The sequence below is a fragment of the Micromonospora sp. CNB394 genome (genome assembly GCF_000374985.1).
In the GTDB taxonomy this organism is placed as follows: domain Bacteria; phylum Actinomycetota; class Actinomycetes; order Mycobacteriales; family Micromonosporaceae; genus Micromonospora; species Micromonospora marina.
Genome location: NZ_KB895833.1, coordinates 70,980 through 86,878, shown reverse-complemented (window position 1 = coordinate 86,878; position 15,899 = coordinate 70,980). Strand labels below are relative to the sequence as shown.

The following is a 15,899-nucleotide window of genomic DNA, read 5'->3' as shown; positions in this document are numbered from 1 at the left end:
CAGGCCAAATCCAACCCCTCGAAACCCACCTGACCAGCGGAAACGAGGCATCGGAGCGGATCAGGCGACAGGGACCACCGGGTTGCTCAGCTCCCCGATCCCCTGGATCCGCACGGTGACCGTATCCCCCTCGGTGAGCGGACTAACCCCCGCCGGCGTGCCGGTCAGGACCACGTCGCCGGGCAGCAGCGTCATCACGTGCGAGATGTACGACACCAGACCGGGCACGTCGAAGACCATGTCCTTGGTCCGGCCGAGCTGGCGCACCTCCATCTCCTCCGGGTCGCGGCCGACCTCACACCGGATCTCCAGGTCACTGACGTCGAGCCCGGTGGTGATCCACGGCCCGATCGGGCAGAACGAGTCGAAGCCCTTGGCGCGGGTCCACTGCCCGTCGGAGCGCTGAAGGTCCCGCGCGGTGACGTCGTTGGCGCAGGTGTAGCCGAAGATGGCCCGCTCGGCGGCGGCCCGGTCGGCCCGGCGGGCGCCCGGGGCGCCGATCACCACGGCGAGTTCCGCCTCGTGCTCGACCTGCCTGGAGAAGATCGGCAGCCGGATGGCGTCGCGCGGGCCGATCACCGAGGTGGACGGCTTGAGGAAGAGCAGCGGCTCCTTCGGCACCTCGCTGCCGTGCTCGGCGGCGTGCTCGGCGTAGTTACGGCCGACACAGACCACCTTGCTGGGCAGGATCGGCGACAGCAGCCGGACGTCGGAGAGCGCCCAGCGGGCACCGGAGAACTGGATCTGCCCGAACGGGTGGCCCTCGATCTCGGCGATGGTCAGGCCCTGCGGCCCGGCCTCCGGCTCGCCCTCGACGGCTCCGAACGACATTCCCTTGGCATGAGCGAAACGAGCGATACGCACCCGGCCAATCTATCCCCGCCCGCGGGCCGCCCGGCGGACACCGGCCCGGCCGCGCGCCGCCCCTCGCCGGCGGGCGGCGGCACCGGACCGGCAGGAGCCGCCCAGGGTACGCGTGATCGCGCCGGCCGGGGCGGGAATCGCGGCTTCGTACCCGCCCGGCGGGCCCCGGCCCATAGCTTCGGGTCCGGAGGTTCGTTGGTATGCCTGCATCGAGACGACACCAGAGGGCCCTGGCAGTGTTCGTGAACTGCCTCGGCGTCATCGCCGCCGTACCGGCGCTGTCCCCGGCGGCACCCCGCGCGGAAGCCGTACCCGCCCGTCCGGCCCCGCCACCGGCGGTCGTCCCCGGCGCCGCGGCCACCCCGATCCCGACCGGCGTGCCGGCGGTGCCCCCGGCGGTGCCGACCACCGGCCCGGCCCCGGTCCGGCCGTCGATGCCCCCGGTCAGCGTGGCCGTGGGCGCGTCGGGCACACCGGCGCCGGGCTACCGGATCGAGGTCCGCAACGCCGGCTCGGCACCCGTCGACACGATGGTCCGGCAGGAGCTGCCGAACGGGTCGCGGGCCACCACGGTGACCGGCGGTGGCCGGACCAGCCGGCCGGCCGGGACGAGCGCCGGGGAGGTGACCTGGCGGCTGCGGCTGCCTGCGAAGAGCACCACCACGCTGCACACCGCGTTGTCGATCCCCGGGCCGGGCCGCTCGGTGACCGCGCCGACCTGCGTCTACGGCTCGGACGGCACCCGCCCGTACGACTGCGCCACGGCGACCTGGGTGGGCGCCGCGACGGCCCCGGCGGCACAGGTCACCGCCGCCCCGGCCTGGCGGCGGCCGCCGGTGCTGCTCGCCGCGTTCACGGCGCTGCTCGTGGTCACCGCCGGTGTGGTGTGGTGGGCGGTGTGGCGCCGCCGCCGGCGCACCGCCGCGACGCCCACCGGTACGCCCGGAGGCGGCGCCATGCACGCCGGTGCCCCCGGAGGCGGCGTGCCCGGCCTCGGCACGCCGGGCGGAGCCGGGCCCGGCCAGGGCGGCCCTGGCAACGGCACGCCGGGCCGGAACGGGCCGGCTGAACGCGGCACCGTCTATCCGCGTACGGCCGTGCCGTCGCCCGCGAGCCGCCGTCGCCGGCCGCCGGTCTGGCTCGTGGTCGGCGTGGCGGCGGCGGTGCTCGCCGGTGTGGTGGGCGCGGCGGCCTGGTCGGCCACGCAGCGGGTGGCCGCGATGGACACCACCAAGCAGCCGACGAGCGGCGCGTGGGTGGGCAGCAGCGTCACCGGCGCGCTGGGCCAACCGCTGCGCGAGACCGCGTTCGAGTTCACCGTCTACCGGGTGAGCTGCGACGCGGAAGTCCTGCCACCGGCGCCCGGCGGCGGCCGGCCGTGCCTGGCCACGGTCGGGGTGCGCAACCTCACCAACGAGGACCAGACCTGGCACGGGCAGTTGCAGCGGGCGTACCTGCCCAGCGGCAACTGGGTCGCCGCCGACGAGGACGCGACCCGGGTGGCGAACCTGGGCCGGGACGTCTTCTCCCAGCCGGTGGCCGCCGGGCGGCGGGTGCTGCTGCCGCTGGTGTTCACCATGCGCGGCGACGAGCCGCCGAAACTGCTGGAGCTGCGCAGCGGCGTCTTCTCGGCGGGCGTTCGGGTGGACGTGGCGTGATCCGGGCGAGGGCGGCGGTCGTACCCTGGGGTGTGTGACCGCCGCCCTCGCTCCCGCGCTCGACCTGGCCGACTGGCAGGCGCGCCGGCAGTCCCACGAGGCGCGGGTGGACGCCTGGCTGACGCCGCACCTGGCCCGCCGTCGCACCGGGGTGAAGCACCCGGTGGAGGACTTCCTGTTCACCTACTACTCGCACCGCCCGGCGCAGCTGCGCCGCTGGCACCCGGGTGCGGGCGTGGTGCTGCGCGACGCCGATCCGGGCGATTTCGGCCCGGACTACACCACGAGCGCCGCCGGGCTCGCCCTCGACACCGATCGGGTACGCGCGCGGCGCGCCGAGTCGATCGCCTGGATCCGTACGCTGCTCGCGGCGACCGCCGGACGTCCGGCGCAGTTCGGCTGTTTCGGCATGCACGAGTGGGCGATGGTCTACCGGCAGACGCAGGAGCAGGTACGGCACAACGCCTGGCCGCTGCGGCTGAGCCCGGCGGCGACGGCGGCGGTGGTCGAGGAGCGCGGCGTGCGGTGCAGCCATTTCGACGCGTTCCGGTTCTTCACCGCGCCGGCCCGGCCGCTCAACGTGCTCCAGCCGACCCGGGAGGGCCAGCACGCGCTGGAGCAGCCGGGCTGCCTGCACGCCAACATGGATCTCTACAAGTGGGCGTACAAGCTGTCGCCGCTGGTGCCGTCGGAGCTGGTGGCGGACTGCTTCGCGCTCGCCCGGGAGATCCGGGCGCTGGACATGCGGGCCAGCCCGTACGACCTGGCGGAGCTGGGCTACCCGCCGGTGCCTGTGGAGACGCCGGAGGGCCGGGCCGAGTACGCCGCCGCCCAGCGCGGGTTCGCCGAGCGGGCCGCCGGGTTGCGCGCCCGGCTGCTGGCGGCGCTGGACCGGGCCGCGCCGGCCGGCCGCCGCTGAGCGCGGAACCCGCTTCGGCTCAGCCCTCCGGGTGCCCCCGGTGCCGGTTCCACTCCGGGGCGAGGATCGACATGACCGTGGCGTCCACCCAGTCGTCGCCGTCACGCAGCACCTGGCGCAGCGTCCCCTCCGCGACGAAGCCCACCTTCTCGTAGGCGCGCCGGGCACGCGGGTTGAACGCGAACACCTCCAGGCCGATACGGTGCAGGCCGAGCTGCTCGAAGCCGTACCCGGCGATCAGCCGGACCGCCTCGGTGCCGAGGCCGCGGTCGCGCCCGCCGGGGCCGATCAGGGTGCGGAAGTTGCAGCTCGCGTTGGCCCGGTCCCACTCGTTGAGGACCACCTCGCCGACGCAGGCGCCGCTTGCCCGGTCCACCACCGCGAGGTCGAGCCGGTCGTCCTGGCTGTTGCGGGTGCCGTACCAGGCCCGCAGGCGGGACGGCTCGAACGTCTCGCCAGCCGGGCTGCCGGTCAGCCGGGCCACCTCCGGGTCGGCCAGGATCTCGGCCAGCGCCGGCAGGTCGTCGTCGTGGAACGGGCGCAGCACCACCCGCTCGCCGGTCAGCGTGGGCTTGACGGAGAAGTCGATCACGACGGGGAATTCTCCGGTCGGCGCGCTCGGCTGCTCAACGGGTTTTCGGTCAGTCGCCGTCCACCCGGCGGTCGCGTTTGCGCTGGGACTGACGCTTCTTCTCGGCCAGGCGACGCTCCTTGGCGCCACGGGACGGGCGGGTCGCCCGGCGCGCCTTCGGCGGCGGGGCGACGGCCTCGCGCAGCAGCGCGGCCATCCGCTCGCGGGCCGCCTCCCGGTTGGCCAGCTGGGCGCGGTGCTCGCTGGCGGTGACCGTCAGCACGCCGCCGACCAGGCGGCCGGCGAGCCGGGCCAGCGCCCGTTCCCGCAGCGTCTCCGGCACGCTCGGCGAGCCGCCCAGGTCGAAGCTCAGCTCCACCCGGGAGTCGGTGGTGTTGACTCCCTGCCCGCCCGGCCCCGACGAGCGGGAGAACCGCTCCCGCAGCTCGCCGGCGGGCACCACGAGCCGATCGGTGACCCGCAGTCCGTCGTCCACTCCCCGAGGCTAGCGCCCGGCGCGGTGACTCGGGGTGGGGGTGACGCCCGGGGTGGGATCGGCTCGTTCCTCGTCGCCGCCGGACGCCGCGTAGGCGGCCGCGCCGACGAGCAGCAGGGCGATTACCGCGAGCTTGACGGCCACGCCCCGGATCGCGAGCCAGGCGTTGCGCCGGGCGCCGGGGACGCTGGTCCGGATGGTCTGGTAGTCCGTCCAGCCGCGCTTCGCACGTGCGTAGGACGCGCCGACACCGGCGCCGATGATCAGGCCCACCACGAGGAGGGCCGCGACGACAGCTTGCTCCACCTCCGCCAGTATTCATACTCAGCGTAATATTTCTATGCCCCGATGATCCCACGCCGGATATCCGACACTTCGCACCGATCTTGCGGCTCCTGTGCAGGTCAGCGCCGGATGGGCCGGGCGCGGGCGACCGCGCCCGGCGGCTCAGCCGCCCTTGCCGATGATGGTGTCGGCGCTCTGCTGGACCTGGTCGATCGGGATGGCGAAGCCGATGCCGATCGAGCCGTTGCCGTCGATGGTGGCGATCGCGGTGTTCACGCCGACGACCTCACCGCGCGCGTTCACCAGCGGACCACCGGAGTTGCCCGGGTTGATGGAGGCGTCGGTCTGCACCGCCGTGTGCCGGCCGTTGCCGATCCGCACCTGCCGGTTGAGCGCGCTGACGATGCCCGCGGTGACCGTCCCGGCGAGCCCGAGCGGCGACCCGACCGCGAGCACCGGCTCCCCCACCCTCGTGGAGTTCGCCTTTGCGAGCGGCAACGGCGGCAACCCGGCCGACGCGGGCACCTTCAGCACGGCGAGGTCGCGGGCCGGCTCCCGGCCCACCACCTCGGCCGGGAACCGCCGCCCGTCCGAGGTCTCCACCATGACCGCGCCGGAACCGCCCCGGGCCAGGATGTGGTCGTTCGTGACGATGTGCTGCTCGTTGTCGATGGCGAATCCGGAGCCGGACGCGGACGCGCCGGAGCGGCCCCCGACCAGCACCGAGACCACCCCGGGCACCGTCTTGCCGGCGGCGGTGACCAGCTCGGCCGGCACCGGCGCGGCGGACGCCGCCGCCGGTCCCGGCGCGCCCCGGTCGGCCGCCCAGGTGCCGGCCGCCGCGCCGGAGACGGTGGAGAGCGCCACCACCGCCGCCACGCTCAGCAGCCGGTGCCGCAGGTTCCGCCGCCCGGCCTCCGGCCCACCGCCGGGTACGTCCCGGTGACCGCGCCCGTCCGGGTCCAGTTCCGGCGAGACGAACCACGGTCCGCGTGGCTCGCCGAGTCCGGTCTGCACTGCCATTCCTGGCTCCTCACGTGTCGTGCGGTAGTGGTGTGCGGATCAGGGCAGCCGGGAGAACCACCGCAGCGAGCCGGCCGCGGCGCCCATCGCCAGGACCAGCCCGAGGCCGATGAAGCGGGCCGACACGTCCTGCCGCTCGGTGCGGTAGCCGACCGAGGTGCCGATGTCCTCGTAGACGTCCTTCAGCTCGGCGGTGGTGGACGCCTCGTGGAAGCCGCCGCCGGTCTGGTCGGCGACCGCTCGCAGCGTCTGGCCGTCCACCGGCACCTGGATCGCCCGGCCGCCCCGGTCGACCGAGCCGCCGGGTGTGCCGAACGAGATGGTGTGCACCGGCACCTTCGCGGCGACCGCCTGGTCGGCGGCCTCCATCGGGTCCATGCCGGAGGTGTTCGCGCCGTCGGACAGGATGATGATCCGGGCCGGCGGCGGATCCTTGGCGGCGGTGGCGTCCAGGCTCTTGACCGCGCCCAGCGAGGTGCTGATCGCCTCGCCGATGGCGGTGCCCTGCACGCCGGTGATGCCCTCGGCCAGCCGCCCGATGCCGTCGTGCAGCGCCTCCCGGTCGGTGCTCGGCGGCACGAGCACGGCCGCGCTGCCGGCGAACGCGACGAGGCCGACGTTGAACTCGTCCGGCAGCCCGTCGGCGAACCGCCGGCCCGCCTCCTTGGCCGCGGTCAGCCGGTCCGGGTCCACGTCACCGGCGAGCATCGAGGTGGAGACGTCCACCGCGACCATCACGGTGGCCCGCTCCCGGGGCACCCGCACCTCCGCCTCGGGCCGGGCGAAGCCGACCACGAGCAACGCCAGCATGGCGAGGAACAGGCCCGCCGGGACGTGCCGCCGCCAGGCCGGTCGGCGCGGGGCGACGCGGTCGAGCAGGCGCAGGTTGGTGAAACGCACCGTGTACCGGCTCTGCCGCCGTTGCAGCACCAGATAGCCGGCGACCAGCGCGGCGACGGCGAGCAGCAGCCAGAGGCGGGCGGGTGACTGCCAGGTCATGCGACACCTCCGCGGGTCGCGGCCGGCACGGTGGCCAGCCGGCGCTGCTCGTGCACGTACCGGACGACGTCCGCGCACCAGTCCCGGTCGGTACGCAGCGCCAGGTGGGTCGCGCCGGCCCGGCGCAGCGTGCGGCGTACCTGGTCGCGCTGCTCGGCGGCGGCGCGCGCGTACCGCTCACGCAGGCCCGGGTCGCCGGTCCACACCTCGCGGTGCCGGCCGCTCTCCGGGTCGACGAGCGTGACCAGGCCGACGTCCGGCAGGTCCAGCTCGCGCGGGTCGGTCACCTCGACCGCGAGCACCTGGTGCCGTACCGCGAGGCGGCGCAGCGCGGCGGCCCACGGCGGCGGCGCGGCGTCCGGGTCGTCGGGCAGCTCGTCGAGGAAGTCGGAGACGATCACCACGAGCCCGCGCCGGGTGGCGACGCGCTGAAGCCCGTCCAGCCCGTCGGCCAGGCCGGACGCCGCGTCCCGCCGGTCCGCGCCGGCCACGCCCGCGCCGCCGGGGTCCGGCAGTTCTCCGGTACGCGGGGCGCCGAGCAGCGCGCGGAGCAGCCCGAGCAGATGGGTACGCCCGCTGCGGGCCGGGAACCGGCGCAGCCCGTCCGGGGTGAGCACCTGGGCGCCGAGCCGGTTGCCGACTCCGGCGGTGAGGAAGCCGACAGCCGCCACGGCGGCCACCGCCAGTTCACGTTTGTCCAGCGTGGACGTGCCGTACTCCATGCTGGGGCTGGCGTCGACGAGCAGCCAGGTGGTGAGTTCCCGGTCGGCGTCGACCTCGCGGACGTGCGGGACTGTGGTCCGGGCGGTGACCGCCCAGTCCATCCGGCGTACCTCGTCCTCGCCGGGGCGGTACTCGCGGCTGCCGGCCGCCTCGCTGCCGGGACCGGGCAGCAGGCCGCGGTACCGGCCGTGCAGCAGGCCGTCGAGCCGCCGGGTCACCGTCAGCTCCAACCGGCGCAGCCGCTGGTCCGGGGCGAGATCGGCGAGCCCGGGTCCGGCTGCGCCGGTCATGCCGCCGCCAGGTCGTTCACCGTCTCCGTCGGCCCGTTCACCAGCCGGGGTGGCGGCACCGCCTCGATCACGCGGCGCACCACGTCCTCGCCGGAGATCCCGTCGGCGATCGCGTCGAAGGAGAGCACGAGCCGGTGGGCCAGCACGTCCACCGCCAGTTCCCGGATGTCCTCGGGGAGCACGTAGTCCCGGCCGTGGATGAGCGCCCGGGCGCGGGCGGCGGCCACCAGGCCGAGCGTGGCCCGGGGGCTGGCGCCGTACGCCAGCAGGGGCGTGACGTCGGGCAGGCCGAAGCGCTCCGGGTCGCGGGTGGCGAGGATGAGGCGGACCACGTACTCGGCGAGCGCGTGGTGGACGAACACGTCGCTGGCGCGGCGCTGTAGTTCACGCAGCCGGCTCGGGTCGAGCACGGTGCGCGCGGCGGGGCGCTCGGTGCTCATCCGGTAGAGGATGGCCAGTTCGTCGGCGTCGCTCGGGTAGTCGACCACGACCTTCATCAGGAAGCGGTCGCGCTGCGCCTCGGGGAGCTGGTAGACGCCCTCGGACTCGATCGGGTTCTGGGTGGCCAGGACGAGGAACGGGTCCGGTACCGGCCAGCTCCGGCCGGCGATGGAGACCTGCCGCTCGGCCATCGCCTCGAGCAGCGCCGACTGCACCTTGGCCGGAGCCCGGTTGATCTCGTCGGCGAGCACCAGGTTCGCCATGATCGGCCCCAGCTCCACGTCGAACCGCTCGGTGGAGGCGCGGTAGATGCGGGTGCCGACGATGTCGGAGGGGACCAGGTCGGGGGTGAATTGGATCCGGGAGAACGTGCCACCGACCACTGTGGCCAGCGTCTGCGCCGCCAGCGTCTTGGCGACCCCCGGTACGCCCTCCAGCAGGCAGTGCCCGTCGGCGACCAGGGCGGTGAGCAGGCGGTCGACGAGCCGATCCTGCCCGACGATCACGCGTTTGACCTCGACGAGGGTCTGTTCCAGCTCGACGCCGCTCGCGTCGGCGTCGACCGGGCTGAGCACGCTGGCCGGGGTGTCCGAGATGTCCGTCACGGTGCTTGCTTCCCGTGCCGGAGCGGCGACAAACGTCGGATTATCGGTCCCTGGGCGGTGGTCGGCGGGCCGGACCGGCAGCTTCTCCCCAGCCGGGGCCGAACGGCACGAACTGGCGCGGCACCGGCCGGATCGGCACGGAACACGACACCGGCCCCCGCCTGCGCGGGGGCCGGTGCGGGGCCGGACGGGTCAGTTGGCGACCAGGATGTGGAACGGCCGGTCCGAGGCGCCGCCGGTGGAGTTGCGGGTCTGCACGAAGACCGCGTTCGGGGTCAGCGTGCGAGGCGCGACCGACACCTCGCCGCCCGGCGGCACGTTCGCCGGGTCGTTCGTGCCGATGGTCGCCACGTACGCCTTCGCGGACACGTTGTAGTCGAACAGCACCTGGTACTGCCCGGCGGTCACGCCCGGGCCGGGGGTGAACCGGAACGAGGAGACCACGTTGCCGGAGTGCTGCAGCAGCGTCCCGTTGGCCGCGACGACCGCCCAGGCGACCTGGCCGGGGGCCGGTGGCGCCAGGGTGGCCCGCATGGCGGTGCGGGCGGACTGCCGCTCGGCGGCGGTCACCGGCGGCTGCGCCGAGGAGTGCCGGGGGCCGGGCTGCGGCCTCGCCTCCGCCTGGGCGGCAGCGGCGATCCCGCCGCCGGCCAGGGTGAGCGACAGCGCGGCGAGCGCCACCACCGTCGCCTTCCGCTTGAAGAATGTGGCCATGAATCTCTCCCTTGGTAGACCGTGGCGATACGGCGACTGCGCGTGTCACGTTGCGGATCATCGGGCATCCGCCGGGAACGCACCGCCTGTGAGCTGGCCTTACTACAGAGAGTCGCGACTTCTCAACCAGGTGGAACCTAGCACCGGAAAATGCAGGCGGTCAATAGCGTCATTGGGTGTCCGACGGACCCGGAAAAGGTGCCAGAAATTGTGAGAAACAATTCACGAAACCATTTCGGAGAGGCGTCGCGCCACCCCTCGGCCGGGCATCCTGACCATCATGATCACCATGACCCGGGCGGGCACCCGGGGCGGTCGCCCGGCCACCGTCGCGTGCTGGCTCGCCGTCGCGCCGGTGGCCGCGTGGGCGCCTGTGCGCCTGACCGGACAGCAACGCGGTCCGCTGGTGCCGGCGATCGCGTTCACGCCGTACGTCGCCGCCGTGGCCCCGGTGGTGGCGGTGGCGCGACCACCGCGCACTGCTGGCCGAGCTGCGCCTGCCCGCCGGATGAGTCAGGCCGCGCTCGCGCCCGGCACCCGGGCCCGGTCCAGGCCGTAGGTGAGCGCGTCGACCAGGGCGTGCCAGCTCGCCTCGACCACGTTCGGGTGCACGCCCACAGTGGTCCAGTCGCGGCCGGCGCCGGCGGTCTCCACGAGCACGCGTGTGATCGCGCCGGTGCCGTGGCTGCCCTCCAGGATGCGCACCTTGTAGTCGGCCAGCTCGAAGTCGCGCAGCTCCGGGTAGTGCCGGGCCAGGCCCACCCGCAGCGCCTCGTCCAGCGCGTTGACCGGGCCGTTGCCCTCGGCGGTGGCGATCACCCGCTCGCCGCGTACCCGGATCTTCACAGTCGCCTCGGAGACCACGGCGCCGTCCTCGCGGTGCTCGACGATCACCCGGTACGACTCCAGCGTGAACGGCCGGGCCGGCGCGGCATCCGGCAGCTCGGAGCGGACCAGCAGCTCGAACGAGGCGTCGGCGGCCTCGAACGACCAGCCGTCGGCCTCCAGCTCCTTCACCCGCCCGGTCACCCGGGACAGGGCGTCCGGATGGCCGGCCAGGTCCAGACCGAGCTCGCGGCTCTTGAGCTCGATGCTGGCCCGGCCGGCCATCTCGGTCACCAGGATCCGCATGTCGTTGCCCACCACTGCGGGTTCCACGTGGTTGTAGAGCAACGGGTCGACCTTGATCGCGCTCGCGTGCAGCCCCGCCTTGTGAGCGAAGGCGGCGGCCCCGACGTATGCCTGGTGGGTGTCGGGGGCGATGTTGGCGATCTCGGAGATGGCGTGCGAGACCCGCACCATCTGTTCCAGGCAGCCGTCCGGTAGGACGGGCATGCCCAGCTTGAGCTGGAGGTTGGCGACGATCGCGAAGATGTCGGCGTTGCCGGGGCGCTCGCCGTACCCGTTGGCGGTGCCCTGCACGTGCCGGACGCCCGCCTCGACGGCGGCGATCGTGTTGGCGACCGCGCAGGCCGTGTCGTTCTGCGCGTGCATGCCGAGCCGGTCCGGCGCGATCCCGGTCCGTGCCACCAGGTCCTCGATCACGGCGGTGACCTGGGAGGGCAGCATGCCGCCGTTGGTGTCGCAGAGCACGAAGCGTTCGGCACCGGCGGCCAGCGCGGTCTCCGCGACGGCGGAGGTGTAGCCGCTGTCGAAGCGGAACCCGTCGAAGCAGTGCTCGCCGTCGACGAAGACGCGCCGGCCCTGCGCCACCAGGTACGACACGGTGTCGCGGATCATGGCGAGGTTCTCCTCGGCGGTGGTGCGCAGCGCCCGCTCCACGTGCCGCAGGTCCGCCTTGGCGACCAGGGCCACGGCCGGGGTCTGCGCGTCGAGCAGGCCACGCACCTGCGGGTCGTCCTCGACCGCGAGGCCGGCCTTGCGGGTGGCCCCGAAGGCGACCAGGATCGCGTGCCGCAGCTCCAGCTCGGTGCGGGCGCGGCGGAAGAACTCGGTGTCCTTCGGCACCGCACCCGGCCAGCCCCCCTCGATGAAGCCGACTCCCAGGTCGTCCAGCAGGCGGGCCACCGCCAGCTTGTCGACCACCGAGTACGTGAGCCCTTCGCGCTGCGCGCCGTCGCGCAGCGTCGTGTCGTACACCTGGAACGTCATCGGAGTCCTCTTCTCGTGCCCTGGGGGAGCAAACAAAAAGACCCCCCGCGGATGCGGGAGGTCTGCGCGCTCGGCGGGGGAAGGGCCGGCGCGCTAGCTGCTAATGATCAGGACGAAGCTGGTCACGACCCGTACTCTGCCACCTCGCCCCCGGATCTGGGAGGCGAAATCCATATTCCGGGACGACGACCGGCACGGTGATCGTCTTCACACCCGGGCACGCCCGCCGCGAGCACGAACGGGGCTGCGGAAGAATCTTGAACAGATCCATTTACTGGCCCGGCGGTGCTGCCGGGTCACGCTCAAGGAGGACCCGTGCTCACTGTCGGTGACCACTTCCCCGAGTACGAACTCACCGCCTGCGTGTCGCTCGACGCCGACAGGGCGTTCGAGACGATCAACCACAAGTCCCACGAGGGCCAGTGGCGCGTCGTGTTCTTCTGGCCGAAGGACTTCACCTTCGTCTGCCCGACCGAGATCGCCGAGTTCGGCCGCCTCAACGGCGAGTTCGCCGACCGCGACGCCCAGGTGCTCGGCGTCTCCGTCGACAACGAGTTCGTCCACTACGCCTGGCGCAAGGACCACCCGGACCTACGCGAGCTGCCCTTCCCGATGCTCAGCGACATCAAGCGTGAGCTGACCGCCGCCTGCGGCGTTCTGGGCGAGGACGGCGTCGCACAGCGGGCCACCTTCATCGTGGACCCCAACAACGAGATCCAGTTCGTCATGGTGACCGCCGGTTCGGTCGGCCGCAACGTCTCCGAGGTGCTGCGGGTGCTCGACGCGCTCCAGACCGACGAGCTGTGCCCGTGCAACTGGAACTCCGGCGGGGCGACGCTCGACGCCAGAGCGCTCCTCGCCGGCGCCGGGGCCTGACGTGGGCCTGGACGCGATCAAGGCGGGCCTGCCCGACTACGCCAAGGACATCCGGCTCAACCTCGGCTCCACCATCACCACCTCGACGCTGAAGCCGGACCAGGCATGGGGCACCGCCCTGGCCTGCGCGGTGGCGGCCCGCAACCCGGTGGTGCTGCGGGAGATCGCCGCCGAGGCGGCCGGTCACCTCACGCCCGAGGCGGTCGAGGCAGCGAAGGGCGCGGCTGCGGTCATGGCGATGAACAACGTCTACTACCGGGCCAAGCACCTGATCGGCGACGAGCAGTACGCGTCGCTGCCGGCCCGGCTGCGGATGCAGATCATCGCCCGCCCCGGCGTGGAGAAGACCGACTTCGAGCTGTGGTGCCTCGCCGTCTCGGCGATCACCGGCTGCGGCGTCTGCCTGGAGTCCCACGAGAAGACGCTGCGCGCCGCCGGGTCCAGCCGTGAGCAGGTGCACGAGGGGCTGCGGATCGCCGCCGTCGTCCACGCCGCCGCGGTGACCCTGGACGCGGAGGCCGCACTGGCCTGATCCACCGGCCCGCGCGCGCCCGACCGGCACCGCGCGGGCCGACGACCCGAGGGGCCGGCGTCACCACCGTGGCGCCGGCCCTCCGGCGTCGGCGGGTCGCCCCTCGCCGGGTTGACGCCCGGACATGGTGGGTAATCCTCCCGACTGACGACGGCGCCGCGACGGCCGCGGCCCTGGAGGACGGGAGGCCGCACATGGACGGACTGGACCCGCGCGCCACGCACGGCGGCACCGAGCCGATCCTCGACGACGGCCGGGGCACGGTCGCCGGCGGCGCCCCCGGAGGCGCCTTCGACCCGTGGCGCTACCGGGACGAGGCCGGCGTCGCGAGCGCCGACCTGACCGGCTACAAGGTAGAGGCCACCGACGGCGCCATCGGCAAGATCGACCGGGCGAGCCACGAGGTGGACGACAGCTACCTGGTCGTGGACACCGGGCCGTGGATCTTCGGCAAGAAGGTGATGCTCCCGGCCGGGACCGTGAACCACGTCGACCACGACGCCCGCACCGTGCACGTCGACCGGGAGAAGGACCAGATCAAGGCCGCCCCGGAGTACGACGAGTCCAGCCACGCCGACCCGGGTTACCGGGACCGGCTCGGCGGCTACTACGGCGAGAAGCACTCGGCGCTGCCGCCGGACGTACCGCCGCGCAGCTGACACCTCGGCGACGGCCGGCGGGGACGTGCGAACGCCCCGCCGGCCGTTACCGTGTCAGCTGTGGACGCCCCGGAGAGCCCCTTCCCCGCCCTGTTCAACTTCCGCGACGTCGGCGGGTACACCGCTCGCGACGGGCGCACCGTCCGCCGCGGCCGGCTCTACCGCTCCGACTCGCTGCACCGCATCGCCGACACCGACCGGGCGGCGTTCACCGCGCTCGGCATCCGTACCGTCATCGACCTGCGCCGACCGTCCGAGGTGGAACGCGACGGGCGGGTGCCCGACTACGACGGCCTGGCCTACCGGCACATCCACCCCGAGCACGCCGACTGGGGCGCGAACCGGTTCGACTCCTCGAGCGTCAGCCTGGCCCGTTACCTGGCCGACCGCTACGCCGACCTGGCGCGTACCGGCACCGCAGGGCTCGCCGAGGCGGTCGGGCTGATCGCGGACAGCGCCAACGCCCCGGTGGTGGTGCACTGCGTCGCCGGCAAGGACCGCACCGGCATCGTCTGCGCGCTCACGCTGACGGTGCTCGGGGTGCCCGACGAGGACGTGGTCGCCGACTACGCGCTCAGCACCGCCGCGTCGCAGCGCTTCGCCGCCTGGGTACGCGCCACGCTGCCGGACGCGGAGGAACCGCCGCCGCCGTTCCTGGAGTCGCCGGCCGAGGCGATGGAGCTGTTCCTCGCCGAGCTGCGCACCGGCTACGGCTCGATCGAGGGCTACCTGACCCACGCCGGCGTCACCGAAACGCAGCTGGAGTCCCTCCGCACCCACCTCCTGGACTGATCAGCACCGCACCGCACCGCCCCGCCCCGCCCCGCCCTGGCGGTGATCAAGGAGTTTGTGTCCTCGTCCGCTTCGGAACCGGACGCGAACTCCTTGATCACCGCGGGAGGGCGTCAGTGGACCCGGGTCACCCAGCCATGGGGGTCTTCGGCGCGACCGCGCTGGATGTCGACGAGCTTCTGCCGCAACGCCATCGTGGCCTGCCCCGGCTCACCGCCACCGATGGAGAACTCGCCGTCGGGGAAGCGCACGCCGCCGATCGGGGTGATCACCGCTGCGGTGCCGCAGGCGAACACCTCGCGCAGCCGCCCGCTCGCCGCGTCGGCCCGCCAGTCGTCGAAGCTGACCGGCGCCTCCCGCACCTCGTGCCCGGCCTCGGCCGCGAGGGTGAGGATCGCGTCGCGGGTGATGCCCGGCAGGATCGTGCCGCCCAGCGGCGGGGTGACGATGCTGCCGTCGTCGTAGACGAAGAAGACGTTCATGCCGCCCAGCTCGTCGACGTACTTCCGCTGCACCGCGTCCAGGAACACCACCTGGTCGCAGCCGGCCTCGATCGCCTCGGCCTGGGCCGCCAGCGAGGCGGCGTAGTTGCCGCCGCACTTCGCCGCGCCGGTGCCGCCGGGCGCGGCCCGGGTGTAGTCCGGCGAGACCCACACCGTCACCGGCTTCACGCCGCCGGCGAAGTACGCCCCGGCGGGCGAGGCGATCACGCAGTAGAGGTATTCGTTGGCCGGGCGGACCCCGAGGAAGACCTCGCTGGCGAACATGAACGGACGCAGGTAGAGGCTGGCGTCCTCGTCCTCGGGGATCCACGCCTGGTCGATCTCGACCAGCCGGCGAAGCGACTCCACGAACGTCTCCCCCGGCAGCTCCGGCATGGCCAGCCGGCGGGCCGACGCGTTGAACCGGGCCGCGTTCGCCTCCGGGCGGAACATCGTCACCGCGTCACCGGTGCGGTACGCCTTCAGCCCTTCGAAGATCTCCTGCGCGTAGTGCAGCACCGCGGCGGCCGGGTCCATCGGGATCGGCGCCCGCGCCTCCAGGCGGGCGTCGTACCAGCCCTTGCCCTCGGCGTAGCGGATGGTGACCATGTGGTCGGTGAAGACCCGGCCGAAGCCCGGGTTCGCCAGCAGGGCGGCCCGGTCGGCGGCGGTTACCGGCGCGGGATTCGGACGGATCTCGAAATCGAGCTTGTCACCACCGCTCATCGCGCTGACCTCCCTGCGGGTTCACGGCATGCGGGACCGCACGCCGACGTCACTGGTGCCAGAAACTTACCCCGAACGGTCGTTCAGCGGATAGCTCCGCCCCCGGCGGATGCGACGCGCCGGACGGTCGGG

The 15,899-nt window shown here is 73.6% G+C and carries 17 protein-coding genes and 1 pseudogene; 7 read left to right on the top strand and 11 right to left on the bottom strand.

Features of this window, described 5'->3' with window-relative positions:
* Positions 1 to 60 precede the first annotated feature (60 nt).
* Entirely contained in the window at positions 61 to 864 is an 804-nt protein-coding gene (locus C569_RS0113325) for a fumarylacetoacetate hydrolase family protein (RefSeq protein ID WP_081635945.1), read from the bottom strand.
* Between the two features lie 200 nt (positions 865 to 1,064).
* Here C569_RS0113325 and C569_RS0113320 point away from each other — a divergent pair, with 200 nt between their 5' ends.
* Together C569_RS0113320 and C569_RS0113315 are read left to right on the top strand one after the other, a co-directional pair.
* The gene (locus tag C569_RS0113320; protein WP_026268097.1) at positions 1,065 to 2,522 is read left to right on the top strand and encodes a hypothetical protein; all 1,458 of its coding nucleotides are present in this window, start codon (positions 1,065 to 1,067) and stop codon (positions 2,520 to 2,522) included.
* Between the two features lie 34 nt (positions 2,523 to 2,556).
* A complete protein-coding gene (locus tag C569_RS0113315; protein ID WP_018786278.1) occupies positions 2,557 to 3,441 on the top strand; it encodes a hypothetical protein in 885 nt (294 codons plus the stop codon).
* Between the two features lie 19 nt (positions 3,442 to 3,460).
* On the opposite strand, the gene C569_RS0113310 is transcribed toward C569_RS0113315, so the two are convergent.
* The 8 genes from C569_RS0113310 to C569_RS0113275 form a co-directional block, all read right to left on the bottom strand.
* Complete coding sequence (locus C569_RS0113310; RefSeq protein ID WP_018786277.1) at positions 3,461 to 4,033, bottom strand: GNAT family N-acetyltransferase; 573 nt, start codon at positions 4,031 to 4,033, stop codon at positions 3,461 to 3,463.
* A 49-nt stretch (positions 4,034 to 4,082) separates the two neighbouring features.
* Positions 4,083 to 4,508 carry an alternative ribosome rescue aminoacyl-tRNA hydrolase ArfB gene (gene arfB / locus C569_RS0113305; protein WP_018786276.1) on the bottom strand — a complete coding sequence of 142 codons (426 nt, stop codon included), beginning with the start codon at positions 4,506 to 4,508 and terminating at the stop codon, positions 4,083 to 4,085.
* A gap of 9 nt (positions 4,509 to 4,517) precedes the next feature.
* On the bottom strand, positions 4,518 to 4,814 hold the full coding sequence (locus C569_RS0113300; RefSeq protein ID WP_026268096.1) for a hypothetical protein: 297 nt from the start codon (positions 4,812 to 4,814) through the stop codon (positions 4,518 to 4,520).
* 141 nt (positions 4,815 to 4,955) lie between these two features.
* Positions 4,956 to 5,816 carry a S1C family serine protease gene (locus C569_RS0113295; protein ID WP_018786274.1) on the bottom strand — a complete coding sequence of 287 codons (861 nt, stop codon included), beginning with the start codon at positions 5,814 to 5,816 and terminating at the stop codon, positions 4,956 to 4,958.
* A 39-nt stretch (positions 5,817 to 5,855) separates the two neighbouring features.
* Entirely contained in the window at positions 5,856 to 6,815 is a 960-nt protein-coding gene (locus C569_RS0113290; protein WP_018786273.1) for a VWA domain-containing protein, read from the bottom strand.
* Positions 6,812 to 7,828 (bottom strand): DUF58 domain-containing protein, encoded by a 1,017-nt coding sequence (locus C569_RS0113285; protein ID WP_018786272.1) that lies wholly within the window; start codon positions 7,826 to 7,828, stop codon positions 6,812 to 6,814. Before C569_RS0113285 ends, C569_RS0113290 begins: the two co-directional genes overlap by 4 nt.
* Positions 7,825 to 8,874: a MoxR family ATPase gene (locus tag C569_RS0113280; RefSeq protein ID WP_018786271.1), complete on the bottom strand. Its 1,050-nt coding sequence runs from the start codon at positions 8,872 to 8,874 to the stop codon at positions 7,825 to 7,827. Before C569_RS0113280 ends, C569_RS0113285 begins: the two co-directional genes overlap by 4 nt.
* 192 nt (positions 8,875 to 9,066) lie before the next feature.
* A complete protein-coding gene (locus C569_RS0113275) occupies positions 9,067 to 9,588 on the bottom strand; it encodes a hypothetical protein (protein ID WP_018786270.1) in 522 nt (173 codons plus the stop codon).
* Between the two features lie 289 nt (positions 9,589 to 9,877).
* Between C569_RS0113275 and C569_RS0113270 the strand changes: the two are divergent.
* Positions 9,878 to 10,051: pseudogene (locus C569_RS0113270) on the top strand (endonuclease/exonuclease/phosphatase family protein); the annotation flags it as partial.
* A 50-nt stretch (positions 10,052 to 10,101) separates the two neighbouring features.
* Here C569_RS0113270 and cimA read toward each other — a convergent pair.
* Positions 10,102 to 11,700 (bottom strand): citramalate synthase, encoded by a 1,599-nt coding sequence (gene cimA / locus C569_RS0113265; RefSeq protein ID WP_018786268.1) that lies wholly within the window; start codon positions 11,698 to 11,700, stop codon positions 10,102 to 10,104.
* A 315-nt stretch (positions 11,701 to 12,015) separates the two neighbouring features.
* Here cimA and C569_RS0113260 point away from each other — a divergent pair, with 315 nt between their 5' ends.
* The 4 genes from C569_RS0113260 (at position 12,016) to C569_RS0113245 (ending at position 14,559) form a co-directional block, all read left to right on the top strand.
* Positions 12,016 to 12,576, top strand: coding sequence for a peroxiredoxin (locus C569_RS0113260; protein ID WP_018786267.1), 561 nt, complete (start codon positions 12,016 to 12,018; stop codon positions 12,574 to 12,576).
* 1 nt (position 12,577) lies between these two features.
* A complete protein-coding gene (locus C569_RS0113255; protein ID WP_018786266.1) occupies positions 12,578 to 13,108 on the top strand; it encodes a carboxymuconolactone decarboxylase family protein in 531 nt (176 codons plus the stop codon).
* A gap of 194 nt (positions 13,109 to 13,302) precedes the next feature.
* Positions 13,303 to 13,767 (top strand): hypothetical protein, encoded by a 465-nt coding sequence (locus C569_RS0113250; protein ID WP_018786265.1) that lies wholly within the window; start codon positions 13,303 to 13,305, stop codon positions 13,765 to 13,767.
* A gap of 51 nt (positions 13,768 to 13,818) precedes the next feature.
* Positions 13,819 to 14,559: a tyrosine-protein phosphatase gene (locus tag C569_RS0113245; protein WP_026268095.1), complete on the top strand. Its 741-nt coding sequence runs from the start codon at positions 13,819 to 13,821 to the stop codon at positions 14,557 to 14,559.
* Between the two features lie 113 nt (positions 14,560 to 14,672).
* Here the strand turns inward: C569_RS0113245 and C569_RS0113240 are convergent, their stop codons facing one another.
* Positions 14,673 to 15,767: a branched-chain amino acid aminotransferase gene (locus C569_RS0113240; RefSeq protein ID WP_018786263.1), complete on the bottom strand. Its 1,095-nt coding sequence runs from the start codon at positions 15,765 to 15,767 to the stop codon at positions 14,673 to 14,675.
* Between the last annotated feature and the right edge of the window lie 132 nt (positions 15,768 to 15,899).